13 protein-coding genes are annotated in these 12375 nt (G+C 71.7%); 9 read left to right on the forward strand and 4 right to left on the reverse strand.

What is annotated here, in order from left to right:
- Positions 1-53 precede the first annotated feature (53 nt).
- The 3 genes from ACFVXK_RS13395 to ACFVXK_RS13405 all read right to left on the reverse strand — a co-directional run bounded on the left by ACFVXK_RS13395 (position 54) and on the right by ACFVXK_RS13405 (position 3517).
- Positions 54-1292, reverse strand: coding sequence for a hypothetical protein (locus tag ACFVXK_RS13395; RefSeq protein WP_389611635.1), 1239 nt, complete (start codon positions 1290-1292; stop codon positions 54-56).
- On the reverse strand, positions 1289-3238 hold the full coding sequence (locus ACFVXK_RS13400) for a B12-binding domain-containing radical SAM protein (protein WP_389611636.1): 1950 nt from the start codon (positions 3236-3238) through the stop codon (positions 1289-1291). The genes ACFVXK_RS13395 and ACFVXK_RS13400 overlap by 4 nt, the downstream gene beginning before the upstream one ends.
- Positions 3239-3346: 108 nt before the next feature.
- On the reverse strand, positions 3347-3517 hold the full coding sequence (locus ACFVXK_RS13405; RefSeq protein ID WP_389611637.1) for a hypothetical protein: 171 nt from the start codon (positions 3515-3517) through the stop codon (positions 3347-3349).
- Between the two features lie 258 nt (positions 3518-3775).
- Between ACFVXK_RS13405 and ACFVXK_RS13410 the strand changes: the two genes are divergently transcribed.
- The 5 genes from ACFVXK_RS13410 to ACFVXK_RS13430 all read left to right on the forward strand — a co-directional run bounded on the left by ACFVXK_RS13410 (position 3776) and on the right by ACFVXK_RS13430 (position 9460).
- Positions 3776-4954 (forward strand): cytochrome P450, encoded by a 1179-nt coding sequence (locus tag ACFVXK_RS13410; protein WP_389611648.1) that lies wholly within the window; start codon positions 3776-3778, stop codon positions 4952-4954.
- A gap of 33 nt (positions 4955-4987) precedes the next feature.
- Positions 4988-6922, forward strand: a complete 1935-nt coding sequence (locus tag ACFVXK_RS13415; RefSeq protein ID WP_389611638.1) for a RiPP maturation radical SAM C-methyltransferase — start codon at positions 4988-4990, stop codon at positions 6920-6922.
- Positions 6923-6972: 50 nt separating this feature from the next.
- On the forward strand, positions 6973-7491 hold the full coding sequence (locus tag ACFVXK_RS13420; protein WP_389611639.1) for a DUF5825 family protein: 519 nt from the start codon (positions 6973-6975) through the stop codon (positions 7489-7491).
- A gap of 112 nt (positions 7492-7603) precedes the next feature.
- The gene (locus ACFVXK_RS13425) at positions 7604-8920 is read left to right on the forward strand and encodes an MFS transporter (protein WP_389611640.1); all 1317 of its coding nucleotides are present in this window, start codon (positions 7604-7606) and stop codon (positions 8918-8920) included.
- A 120-nt stretch (positions 8921-9040) separates the two neighbouring features.
- Positions 9041-9460: a molybdopterin-binding protein gene (locus ACFVXK_RS13430; RefSeq protein WP_389611641.1), complete on the forward strand. Its 420-nt coding sequence runs from the start codon at positions 9041-9043 to the stop codon at positions 9458-9460.
- Between the two features lie 26 nt (positions 9461-9486).
- Here ACFVXK_RS13430 and ACFVXK_RS13435 read toward each other — a convergent pair whose 3' ends face one another.
- On the reverse strand, positions 9487-10116 hold the full coding sequence (locus tag ACFVXK_RS13435; RefSeq protein WP_389611642.1) for a flavodoxin family protein: 630 nt from the start codon (positions 10114-10116) through the stop codon (positions 9487-9489).
- Positions 10117-10340: 224 nt separating this feature from the next.
- On the opposite strand from ACFVXK_RS13435, the gene ACFVXK_RS13440 reads away from it, so the two are divergent.
- The 4 genes from ACFVXK_RS13440 to ACFVXK_RS13455 all read left to right on the forward strand — a co-directional run.
- Positions 10341-10958: a hypothetical protein gene (locus tag ACFVXK_RS13440; RefSeq protein ID WP_389611643.1), complete on the forward strand. Its 618-nt coding sequence runs from the start codon at positions 10341-10343 to the stop codon at positions 10956-10958.
- A gap of 36 nt (positions 10959-10994) precedes the next feature.
- Positions 10995-11597 (forward strand): nucleotidyltransferase family protein, encoded by a 603-nt coding sequence (locus tag ACFVXK_RS13445; RefSeq protein WP_389611644.1) that lies wholly within the window; start codon positions 10995-10997, stop codon positions 11595-11597.
- A complete protein-coding gene (locus ACFVXK_RS13450) occupies positions 11584-11862 on the forward strand; it encodes a hypothetical protein (RefSeq protein WP_389611645.1) in 279 nt (92 codons plus the stop codon). The genes ACFVXK_RS13445 and ACFVXK_RS13450 overlap by 14 nt, the downstream gene beginning before the upstream one ends.
- The coding region (locus ACFVXK_RS13455) for a metallophosphoesterase (protein ID WP_389611646.1) at positions 11859-12375 on the forward strand (517 nt) is incomplete at its 3' end. The genes ACFVXK_RS13450 and ACFVXK_RS13455, both read left to right, overlap by 4 nt.

Consider the following 12375-nt stretch of genomic DNA (forward strand, 5'->3'; position numbering starts at 1 on the left):
TGCGACGGGGATCCAGAGCGGATTCGGAGAGGATCAGAGAGGGGCCGCGGTGTTCACGGCGGACCGGCGCCCCAGCCGAACCGGGGGAAGCGCACGGCGCCCATCGGCGGCCAGGGCCGGCCCGACAGTGCCTCGCGCTGCAGCCAGTGGCCGCGCAGACGCAGGAGCGGCAGGACCGGACACCGCTCGCGGACCGCCCGCCGCAGCGCCTCGTACGCCCCGCCGTCGTCCGGGACTTCGGTCAGCCGGTCCAGCAGCGGCGCGAGGACGGGGTCGCGGCGCGCCGGGTCGAGCAGGTCCAGAGCACAGAGCGGATCCTCGAAGAGGGGGCCCCGCAACGCGAGGAGCAGGTCGCAGGAGTGCGCCGAGCCCGAGACGAAGTCGGCGCGCACCAGCTCGACTTCGACCCCGAGGTTCCCGGTCAGCTGGGCCGCGACCTCTTCGGCCACGATCAGGTTCGGGTAGTAGTCCCAGTACCCCAGGCGCAGCCGTTCACCGGAACCGGCGGTGCTGGGCGGTGCCTCGACGTGATGGTCGGGCGCCGCCGCTTCCACCCCGTTGCGGCACCGCGCGACGAGGCGGTCGTAGCGGAGCGCGCCGAGGAGCCGGCGGCGGAACTCGGCGTCCCCGACCGCCGAGGGACCGCCCGGGGTGACCTCCAGCCGCATCTCGATCCCGGTCGGTGCCGTGTGGAACACCCGGCTGCCCGCGAAGTCCGGGACGCGGTCGAGCGGAAACGCCGTCGCGCACGTCACGTCGACCTCGCCGCGCCGGAAACGGTCCGGGGCGCCGTGCGGATCGCGGCGGACGAGCACCCGCACCGGTGGCGTGCCGGCCCTGACGGGTTCGAGCCGGTACTCGTCGTCGGCGGTGCGCACGGCACGCTCGTACGCCCCGGAGGACAGCTGCCCGCACGGTGGGACCGGAGCGAGATCGACGCTCCGGAGCAGGCGGGGAAGGTGCGGTGCGCGGCGGCGGAGCTCGAGGACGAGTGCGTCGTGCGAGGTGCGGACCGCGCGGATGCCGAGCAGGAACCGCTGGAGCGACGGAACCGTCAGCGCCGTCCGGATCGCCCGGGCGTGGTCGCGCGCCCGTACCGGGCTCCCGTCGGAGAAGGAGGCGCCCGACCGGACCCGGTAGTGCTGGCTGAGCCCGTCGTCCGCGACCCGTACGAGGTCGAGCCGGCTGTGCTGGCTCGCCGCGGCGAACCAGCGGCTCAGGTAGTCGCCTCCCGTGGGCCCGTGCCAGCGGATCGGGTCGTCGTCCACCTCGACGACGACGGGGCGGGTCACCCCCACGTGGTCAGGAGGGGGCTGTCGGCCGCCCGGGGAGTCCGTTCGGGCGCGTCCGGCGAGGCGTCGATCCGGGCACACCACCCCGCCACCGCCGTCGCGACCTCGCGCGCCCGGCCAGGGGCCACCCGCGCGAGGAGGGCTTCGCGCCCGTCCCGGTCGCGCGGCATGAGGGCCCTGAACGCCGTGGCCTGCGCCGGGGTCAGCCGCAGGGTCGACACCTCCGCCTCACTGGCGCGGTACACGACCACGACGGTCGGGCGGCTCAGCTCCGGCTTCCAGGTGATCTCGCGCGGGTCGGAGATCATCGTGACGACGTCGACGTCGAGGTCCGCGATCAGGAAGTGCGGCTTCTCACCCACGGTGGCGGGCCGCCGGTACACGTTGACGAGCTCCTCCTCGACCTCGTCGCCCCGGAACTGGGCGAGCATCGAGTCGTAGGTGAACAGCGCCCCGGCGGCGCGCGCGGGTGCGCCCTCCAGGTGCGCCAGGAGCTCGGGGAGCGCTTCCTCGACGGGCAGCGGGGCCCGTTCGAGCAGGGCGTCGATGCAGGCGACGTAGGTGAGTCCCGCGCCCTGCTTGAGGAAGCGCAGCAGGTGGTAATAGCGGCGTGTGAAGTAGCGCGAGAGGCGCAACACGTCCTGGTAGTAGCCGTACTCCCGATTTCCGCTGCGAATGAAGCTGAATCCGGTGAAGATCGCGGATTCCTCCCCGATGAGGGCTCGGACGTCCGGCGGGAGGAATGTGCCCATGGTGTCGAGACCGTATGCGAGTGGTTCGAGTTCGGCCCGGTACTCGTCCGTGATCTCCGCGCCGGGAAGTGGCTGGAGCACACTGAGGTCACTGTTGACCGCGCCATGGGCGATGGCGTCGAAGACGACCTCCAGTGACTTCTCGAGGTCTTCGGCGCTCTCGTCCGGATATCCCACGATCGTGTTCGTCTCGAACTGGATTCCGACTTCCTGTGCGGACCGGAAGAACTCGTAGGTCCGTTTCGTCGAGGGCATCTTCAGCATGCTCTTGAGGATCTTCTCCGACCCCGCGTCCGTGCCGCAGAAGATGTTGAAGCATCCCGCGTCGGCCATGCGCCGCAGCAGGGACGGGTTGACGTTGTCGGGCCGGACCGCGCAGCCCCATTCGAACATGTCGTTGTGCTCGGCGAAATACGACACGAACTCGTCGAGGTACGTGCGCTTGTTGGCGAAGTTGTCGTGCAGGAAGTTGAACTGCGTCACGCCATGGGTGCGGTGCAGGAAGCGCAGCTCGTCGAGGATGACCGCGGGGTCCTTGATCCGGAAGTCGCGGTCCCAGAACGTCGACGTCATGCAGAACTTGCACGAGTAGGTACACCCGGAGCCGATGTGCACGTCGAAGATGTGCGGGGTCGACAGCCGGATGTAGTCGCCCATCGGGACCGCGTCGTACGCGGGCATCGGCACGAGGTTCAGGTTGGTGGTCGGCTGGGGCCCGCAGGAGACGGCCCGGCCGTCATCGCACGACCAGAAGCCGCGTACCGCGGACGGGTCCGACCCGTCGGCCAGGGCGTCCGCGAGCGCGGTGATCGCGAGCTCTCCCTCACCGCGGCACACGTAGTCCACGCAGTCGGCGAAGCGCGGGAGGGCGTCGGGGAAGACCCCGAAGGTCCCCGGTCCGCCGAGGACCACCGTGACACCGGGCCGCAGCCGCTTGACCTCCCGCCCGATGAGCAGGCATGCCGGGAGGGTGTCGGCGAGACAGGTGAGGCCGAGGACGTCGGGGTCGGCGGCGAGCAGGCGGGCGCAGGTCCGGCTCAGCCAGTCGTCGTCACCGGGTTCGAAGGCACCGATCCGGTGCTCGTACTCCAGGTCCACGACGACGGTCGGATGCCCGTGCGTCCTCAGGGGCGAGGCGATGCAGAGCAGTCCGAGAGGGACGAAGAACGGGGAATTGACATCGGAATTGATCAAGGGCCGGCCGAGTGTCACACGAACGTTCCGCGTGGACGAACGCATCGGCACCTGGCCCTCCCCCGCAAACGAGAGGGCCAGTCGTTGGGGAGTCGGCATCAGATGCGATCAGCAGCGCCGCGCAACGATGGCACCCAAAGTGGCCGATGACAGACTGATCAGCTCGACGTCGTCGGCGAGGTCGAGATCTTCCTCGTCGGAGAAGAGAACCATCTCCGGTTCCGGCTCGTCCGTCGCGATCACCGGGCGTTCCTGTACTTCCTGTACTTCCTGTGCCATCGTCGTCCCCTCTTCGCCTTGAGTGGTGCCAACAGCTTTCATCTCACCGGGACTTCGGTGCCCCGTCAATGGGGCGTGCACATATCGGGCGGACACCGATGGGGACGGTCCCCTTGTGGGCCTTGATCGGGTCTGGGTAGCCTGCTGTGGTCCGGAGACTGTCTTCCGCTGCATGACATTCGGGACGGAGCTGGGATTTTGACGTCTTCGCAGGCCGGCATTCCCGATCTGGGGAATGCGGCGGTCCCGTACTTCCCGATTCCCAGGGCGCCCGGTTGTCCGCTGGATCCGGCACCGGGCCTCGCCGAACTGCAGGAACGGGCGCCGCTGGTCAGGGTCCGGCTCTGGGACGGCAGTACCCCGTGGCTGGTGACGAGGCACGCGGAGCAGTGCGCGCTGCTGGGGGACCGCCGGGTCAGCGCCGACTGGACGCAGCCGGGATACCCCTTCGACAGCCGGTTCCTGCAGGACCACCATGAAGAAGCCCGGTTCCTGACCGCCATGGAGGGCCCGGAGCACCTGCGGCTGCGGCGGATGATCGCCCGGCCGTTCACCCCCCGCAGGGTCGGACAACTGCGGCCCGCGGTCGAGCGGATCGTCGACGAGCACATCGACGCCCTGCTCGCCGGCCCGCAACCAGCTGATTTCGTAGGGGAGTTCGCCCTGCCGATCCCGTGCATGGTCATCTGCCACGTGCTCGGCGTCCCGTACGCGGACCACGACTTCTTCCAGCGCGCCATCAGGACACTGACCAGCAGGGACGTCCCGGACGACGTCGCGAGCAGGTCCGAGCGCGCCCTGTACCGCTACCTGGCCCGGCTGATCGGCCGCAAGCTGGAGGCCCCCGACGACGACTTGCTGTCCCAGCTGGCCACCGAACGGCTGGCCACCGGCGAGCTGAACCGGCACGAACTGGTGATGCTGGTCCTGTTCCTGCTGGTCTCGGGGCACGAGACCACGGCCAGCATGATCGCGCTGGGGACGCTGGCCCTGCTGCTCCACCCCGACCAGATCGCCGTACTGAAGGGCGCGGACGGCCCCGGGGTCGCCGGGGCCGTCGACGAACTGCTGCGGTACCTGACCACCGTCCAGCCCGGCCGTCGCCGCGTGGCCGTGGCGGACATCGAGATCGCCGGGCAGCTGATCCGCGCCGGCGAAGGGCTGATCCTCCCCGAGGAGATCGGCAACCGCGACGAGAACGTGTTCCCCGGCGCCGGATCGCTGGACCTGCGCCGCGATGCCGGCGAGCAGCTCGCCTTCGGGTTCGGTGTGCACAAGTGCACCGGCCAGCCGCTGGCCCGCCTGGAACTCCAGGTCGTCTTCGGCGCCTTGTTCCGGCGCGTTCCGACCCTGGCCCTGGCCGTCGGCCTGGGCGACCTCCCGTTCATGGACGACGGACTCGGGTACGGCGTCAAGGAAATGCCCGTGCGCTGGTGAGCGGACGGGGCCGGGCCGGTGACAGGAGGCGGAGTGGAGTTGTTGCGCATCGGGCACGGCCGGCCGGAGCCGGAGCCGGAACCGCCCGTGGTGGAGGAGGGCGTGCTCTCCGTCGCGCTGGTGTGCATGCCCTGGGCCCTGGTCGACATGCCCTCCCTGGCCATCAGCACCATCGCCCCGCTGTTCGCGGCGCGCGGCGAAGTCGGGCGGCTGGACGCCCGTTACGCCAACATCCGGTGGCTCGACCACCTCACCCATCGCGTCGGCCTCGCCCGGGACCACTACGAGCTGGTCGTCGACGCCGAGGTCCTCGGGGTCGGGGAATGGATCTTCTCCAGCTGCTTCCGCCCCGGTGTGGATCCCCGTGAGACCAGCTTCTTCGCCCTGCTGCGCGGGCGCGAGCAGGCCGACGCCTACGCCGCGATGTTCCGCGCCGCTCCCCGCTTCGTCGACGAACTGGCCCGGGAGGTCGTCGAGTCCGGTGCGGACGTGGTCGGCCTGACGACGACCTTCGACCAGAACATCGCCTCCTTCGCGCTCGCGCGGCGGGTGAAGGAACTGTCCCCGGCCACCGTCACCGTGCTCGGCGGGGCCAACTGCGACGGCGTCCAGGGCACGGCGATCCACCGGGCCCGCCCCGAGATCGACTACGTCGTCCGGGGCGAGGCGGAGCACTCCATCGGACCGCTCGTCGCGCACATCGCGGCGTGCCGGACCGGCCGGACCGGCCCCCGGGACGACGCCGTACGCGCCGTCCCGGGGCTGTGCTGGCGATCCGGTCCGGACGGCGCCTCGGTCAGCAATCCCCTCGGGACCAGGCCCATCGTCATGGACGCCGTCCCGGAGCCCGTCTACGACCACTACTTCCGCGAACTGGACGGATCCGCGCTCACCGACCTCGTCGACGTCAAGATCCCGCTCGAAGCCAGCAGGGGGTGCTGGTGGGGGGCCAAACACCACTGCACGTTCTGCGGCCTGAACGGATCGGCCATGGCCCACCGCGCCAAGCCGACGGAGCGGGTGAGGGCCGAGGCCTCCCGGGCCATCCGGCGGCACAACGTCCTCGACCTGGTCTTCACGGACAACATCCTGGGCCCCGACCACGTCCGCCGGCTCACCACCGACATGGCACTGCCCGCCGACTGGGACGTCCGGCTGTTCGCCGAGGTCAAGTCCAACCTCGGGTTCCACCACCTGGAGGCACTCGCCCGGGCCGGCTTCACGCAACTCCAGCCGGGTGTGGAGAGCCTGAGCACACCCGTGCTGCGCATCATGCGCAAGGGAGTCACCGGGTGGCAGAACGTGCGCTTCCTGCGGGACTGCACGACCTGCAGGATCTTTCCGTCGTGGAACGTCCTCGTCGGCTTCCCGGGCGAGGACGACCGTGTGTACGCGGCACTGGTCGAGACGCTGCCGGCCCTGCACCACCTCACCGCACCCGACGGCGTCCACCGCATCCAGCTGACGCGGTTCAGCCCCTACTTCGACGACCCCCGGCTCGGCCTGCGCAACCTCGGGCCGTCGGACGAGCTCACCCGCGCCTACGAAGGGGTGGCCGACGCCCTCGACGACCTCGGCGACCTCGTCTACGTGTTCGACGCCGAGCCCGCCGGGATATCGGCGGACATGTACGCGACCTTGTCCGAGGCGGTCGGCGTGTGGATGGCGAACTCCTCGACGTCACGGCTGGTCGCCCTGCCGGCGCCGCAGGACTCCCTCGTCCTCGTCGACGACCGTCACGGCTGGCCCTCACGCGAACTCGTGCTCCCGCCCGGCCTGGAGACCGAGGCCTACCGGGCGCTCGCCAAAGGACGGACCCTTCCCGCACTCGCCCGCCGACTGGACGCGCTCGGGACGGCGGTGCCCCACGGCCGGCTCGAAGCGCTCGTCGAGGAGTGGACCGCCCTCGGGCTCACGTTCCGCGAGGGGCCGACGTACCTGGCACTCGCGACGGGACTGCGGTGGTGACCCCACCGGCGGCAGGCCCGCGGACGAGCCGCCGGCACCTGTTCGCGACGGTGGAACCGCGTTCCGTCGAGGACCGCGCCGGGCTCGTCCTCCTGGCGCGGACCGGCTACGCCGGAGTACGGCTGTCCGGACATCACGTCATGCCGTCCATGCCCGAGCGCGATCTCGTCGCCCTGATCGGACTGCTGCGCGACGCGCGCGGCGTGGGCCTGCGGGTCTCGTGGAGCGGCGAATGCGGAGACCTCGACGCCCGCCGGCTGCGGCACCTGGACCCGCCGCGCCGGCCCGACGGCACCTTCGCCTGGTCGCCGCGGGCCGACGCGCAGCTCCTCGCACGCCGCGGCCCGACGTTCATCTCCGTGGACGACACGCGTCTCGGCCCCCGCCGACGGATCGTCATCGACCGCTCCGCACCCGAGGCGAGCCTGCTCGAAGCCGCCGACTGGGGACGCGAGATCACGGCCGCGGAACGGTCCGGCACCGACCGCCTCGCGCGCGACGGCCTGGTGTTCACCGCCGGTGACCACGGAGTGGGCCTGCCCGTGCGCCAGGGGATCTGGTGTGTCTGAGAACGTACGCGAGAGCCGCCTCCCGACCGGGCGGGGCGCGTAGCATCACTTCCGCTCGGCGGCGGAGGCCCAACACCCATGATCACCGGAGTCACCAGGGGGAGCGCGCAGCATGACCGGCACCACGGAGGCCCTCGGCGGACCGGCCGCAGTCGACGATGCGGCACGCGGCGTCGCGCGCCCGTTCTACGTATACGCCGTGCTCGCCAACTCGCTGTTCCAGCGCGGTGTGTTCGTCCTCTTCCTCCAGCAGCGAGGCTTCTCCGCCGGGCAGATCGCCTTGCTCCAGACCCTGCTGTACCTGGTCAGCGGACTCGCCGAGTTCCCCACGGGAGTCATCGCCGACCGGATCGGCAGGCGTGCGAGCATCGTGATCGGCCAGGTGCTGATCGCCGCGTGTCTGCTCGGTCAGGCCGCGTTCTCCGACTACTGGGTGTTCCTCGCGCTGTTCATCGGGCAGGGCGTGGGCATGGCCTGCGTGTCCGGCTCGGACACCGCCCTGCTGTACGACCTGCTCGTGCGGCGCGGTGCGACGGCCGGCTACGTCAAGATCAATTCCCGGTTCACCATGCTCGGCACGGTCACCTCGGGGGTGGCCATCGTCCTCGGCGGCCAACTGCAGCGGTTCTCCTGGGGAATCGTCTACGCCGGTTCGGCGGCGTGCCTGGTCCTGGCCGTGCTGGTGCTGGTGTCCCGGGTACCCGAGATCCGCGGCGTGGACGCGGTGGACGAGCAGGACGGAGCCGGGGACAAGCACACCGACGCCACGGCGTGGCGGGCGATGCTCCGGGTCGCCACACCGGCGCTCGTGACCCTCGTCCTGGTGTCCGGTCTGATGCACGCGACGCTGACGCCGTACATCATCTTCACCCAGAAGACCCTCTCCGACCAGGGAGCGGGCACCGCGTTGGTGAGCGTGGTCATCTCGGCGGGCTTCTTCGCCGGCGGGCTCACCCCCTTGCTGTCGGACCGCGCGAACCGGCGCATCGGCTACCGGGTCATCGTCCCGGTGTCCCTGCTGACGCTCGCCCTGGCGCTCGGCCTCAGCGGCCTCGGCCTGGTCTGGGTCACCGTCGCCGCGTTCCTGGTCCTGGTCGGGGTCCCCGAGATCACCGCCGTGCTCGTGGACAACGTGTTCAACGAGGCGGTGCCCTCGCGCCACCGGGCGGGCCTGCTGTCGATGATCGCGTTCGTGGAGTCGGCGCTCATCGGCATCGGCTACCTCGTCCTCGGCGCGCTCATGGACGGGCTGGGCTCCAGCGTGGGCATGGCCACGTACGCCGCGGTCCCCCTGCTGGCATGCGCCCTGTGGCTCCCGGTGCTCTTGCGCCGGGCGCGGGTCACCACCGGGACCGAGGACGCCGGGACCGCGGACGCCGGGGCCGAGGACGCCGGGACCGGGGAGCCGGCCGGCCCGAAGGCGTCCTGACGCCCGCTTGTGTGGAGCCCCGCATTTCCGCCCTTCCTGTGTAATGTCGGCCGTAACGCAGGTCACACACAGGCCTGTGCTTTCCGTCCTCTTCTTCTCCCTCAGTGAGGCGTGGTTTTCATGACCCTGTCCATCCGCAACCAGATCGCCGGAACCGTCACCTCGATCACGGCCGGTGAGGCCATGTCCTCGGTGAAGGTCCGCCTGGAGGGTGGTCAGGAGATCACCGCGGTGATCACCACCGACGCCGCCAAGGAGCTGGGGCTGGCCGGGGGGTCATCGGTCAGGGCCCTGGTGAAGGCGACCGAGGTCTCGCTCGCCACCGCTGCCGTTTCGGGCATCTCGATCCGTAACCAGATCCCCGGCACCGTCGTCGACGTGGCCGCCGGCCCGGCCATGGCCTCCGTGAAGGTCGACGTGAACGGCGGCGGCCTGACCGCGGCCATCACCGCGGATGCCGTGAAGGACCTCGGCCTCGCCGCAGGCACCTCCGTCGTCGCCCTGATCAAGGCCACCGAGATCTCCCTCGCCGCCGCCTGATCCGCGGCCGCGGAGGTGTCGGGCCGTCAGCTGGAAGGCGGGTAGGCGGCGGTCTTGAGGCGGCGGGCGAGGTGGGCGGTGTTGGCGGCCAGGGTCCGGGTGGTGGCTGCGGTCTTCTCGGGGGTCTTGTCGAGGTCCTGGTAGTCGGTGCCCTGCATGGCCTCGCCGACCCAGTAGGTGACCGCGTGGGGGGCGAGGGAGAAGCCGACGTCGTTGAGGCCCTGGAAGAGTTCGGCGCTGACGTGGTGGGCGCCGTCCTCGTTGCCGACGACGCAGACGGCGGCGGCCTTGCCGTAGGTGAGCAGGCGGCCCTCGTCGTCGCTCTCGCCGAGTTCGGCGTCGAGGCGTTCCAGGACGCGCTGGGCGAGGCTGGAGGGGTGGCCGAGCCAGATGGGGGTGGAGAGCAGGAGGATGTCGCAGCCGAGGACGGTGTCGCGGATCTCGGGCCAGGCGTCACCGTCCCCCATGTCGGTCCCGACGCCCGGTTTGACGTCGTGGTCGCTGATCCGGATCACTTTGCCCGTGACGCCGTGATCGGCCAGGGCCGCCATGGTCTGCTCCGCCAGCAGCTGCGAGCTCGACGGCTTCGGCGACGGCGACAGCGAGCAGACGAGCGCGACGGCGCGCAGCGGCGTGGTTTCGGTCGTGGTGTCCATGCGGCGCGACTACCCCGATCGCCGCCGCGTACCCACCCGTCCGCGAGGCCCTCGACGCCCACGTCCGCCGCCTCGGAGTCGCCTTCGAGGCGCCCCGCCCGGCTGACGGGGCACCGGCCGCAGGCGTGGGTTTGTTCCGGGTGGCAGGGGGCACGCGCCTACCGGAACCCGAGACCGGGGAACGCGGTCCCGGTGCAGAGTCCGCGCTACGGATCGGACATGCCATGAACGCCCACCCCACCGGTTCGGGTGCACGATCGCGCACCGCGTCGGCCCCGGACCCGCAGCGCCTCCTGGCGGTCTATCTGAACGACCACCTCGCGGGCGCCGGCAGCGGCGTCTCCCTCATCCGCCGCATGGCCCGGGCGCAGCGGGGAACGCCCGCGCAGCAGCCCCTGGCCGGGCTGGCCGAGGAGATCCCCGCGGACCGGGAGAGCCTGCGCGCGTCGATGACCGCCCTCGGCGTGTCCGCGCGGTGGCCGAGGGTCGCCGCCGGCCGGCTCGCGGAGAAGGCGGCACGGTTCAAGCTCAACGGCCGTCTGGCCGGCCGCTCCCCCCTGAGCGACGTACTCGAACTGGAGGCCATGCGCCTGGGGGTCGAGGGCAAGGCGTCGATGTGGAGGTCGCTGCGGGTCCTCGCGCTCACCGACCGCCGCCTGGACCCGGTCGCCCTCGACCGGCTCCTGGCCCGCGCGGCGCGTCAGGAGTCCCTGCTGGAGGCCCTGCGGGTGGAGGCGGCGCGGCGGACCTTCGCCGCCCCGGCCACCGCGCCCGGGCGCTCCCACGGCCACCGGGGGGCGGCGGCCCGCCACGGCATCCGGGGACGTACGCGGTGGGCGTGACGGGAGAGCCGGGCGGCGGATGCGGGGAGGTGGGCCGTGAGCGGGTCCACGAGCCTTCCGCGTGACCACACGCAGGCCATCCTGGAGACCACGAAACGGGTCGGCGCGCTCCTGAAGGCAGCCGGGGTGCCGTTCGCGCTCGCCGGGAGCGTCGCCGCCTTCGCCCACGGGCTGCCGGCCGGCTTCCGGCACGACACCGACTTCTGCCTGCGCCGCGAGGACGCGCCCGCCGCCGTGGCCGCACTGGCCGAGGCCGGCATCACCGTCGTCGACGCCCCCGAGGACTGGCTGATCAAGGGCCGCGACGGCGACGAGGAGATCGACCTCATCCTGGACCTCGCGGGCCGGCCCGTCGCGCACGAGCTCCTGCGGCGGGCGGACGTCCGCGCCGTGGACTCCGTACGCATGCCGGTCCTCGCCCCGACCGACCTCATGGACAGCCGCCTGACCGCCCTGTGCGAGCACTACTGCGACTTCGCGGAACTGCTGCCGATGGCGCGGATGCTCCGTGAACGCATCGACTGGCCGCTCCTCGACCGCCGCCACCGCGACCAGCCGCTGCCCGACGCCTTCCTGTACCTCCTCGAACGCCTGCGGGTGATCGAGCCCCGAAAGCAGGCCCGCCATGAGCACCCGTGACCCCGCCGGCCCGGCCGACACCGCACTGCCCGAGTACCGGGCCCAGCACCTGCGAGACCGGCTCGCCCGGGAGGACGTCGCCGAACTCGGGGTCCGCGTCGAGCTGCGCGGGCACACGGTCCTCGTCTGGGGGCCGGTCTCCGGCGAGGACTGCCGCGAGACGGTCCTGCGGATCGCCGCGGAAGTCCTCCGCCCGCTCACCTGGCGCCACGACCTCACCGTCGTCAGCGCCCGCCCGCCCGACCGTGAGGAGGACCTGCCGTGATCCGGGTCGCGGCCGTGGGGGACATCCACCTCGCGCCGGGCTGCGAGGGCACCCTCCGGCCGGCCTTCGAGACCCTGCGGGACCACGCCGACCTGCTCCTCCTCGCCGGTGACCTCACCCGGCACGGCACCCCGCGGGAAGCCGCCGTCGTCGCCGGTGAGGTCGCCGGCCTCCCCGTCCCCGTCGTGGCCGTCCTCGGCAACCACGACCACCACGCCGACCGGCCGGGGGAACTCGCCGCCGTCCTCGCCGAGGCGGGGGTGACCGTCCTGGAGGGGGAAGCCGTCGTCCTCGACCTGCACGGCACCACCGTGGGGGTGGCGGGGGCCAAGGGGTTCTGCGGGGGGTACGCCGGCCGCTGCGGCAGCGACTTCGGCGAACCCGAGATGAAGGCCTTCATGCGGCACTCCCGTGCGTGCGCCGACGGGCTGCGCCGCGCGCTCACCGACCTGGCGCGGGCGCGCACGGCCCTGCGGATCGCCCTGACCCACTACTCGCCGGTGCCGGACACCC

This window comes from Streptomyces sp. NPDC058157 (assembly GCF_042884105.1).
In the GTDB taxonomy this organism is placed as follows: domain Bacteria; phylum Actinomycetota; class Actinomycetes; order Streptomycetales; family Streptomycetaceae; genus Streptomyces.

Excerpts from the sequence above, each read along its gene's own strand:
- ACFVXK_RS13405 (WP_389611637.1), bottom strand. The coding sequence starts at position 3,517 with ATGGCACAGGAAGTACAGGAAGTACAGGAACGCCCGGTGATCGCGACG.
- ACFVXK_RS13425 (WP_389611640.1), top strand. The coding sequence starts at position 7,604 with ATGACCGGCACCACGGAGGCCCTCGGCGGACCGGCCGCAGTCGACGAT.
- ACFVXK_RS13430 (WP_389611641.1), top strand. The coding sequence starts at position 9,041 with ATGACCCTGTCCATCCGCAACCAGATCGCCGGAACCGTCACCTCGATC.
- ACFVXK_RS13435 (WP_389611642.1), bottom strand. The coding sequence starts at position 10,116 with ATGGACACCACGACCGAAACCACGCCGCTGCGCGCCGTCGCGCTCGTC.
- ACFVXK_RS13440 (WP_389611643.1), top strand. The coding sequence starts at position 10,341 with ATGAACGCCCACCCCACCGGTTCGGGTGCACGATCGCGCACCGCGTCG.
- ACFVXK_RS13450 (WP_389611645.1), top strand. The coding sequence starts at position 11,584 with ATGAGCACCCGTGACCCCGCCGGCCCGGCCGACACCGCACTGCCCGAG.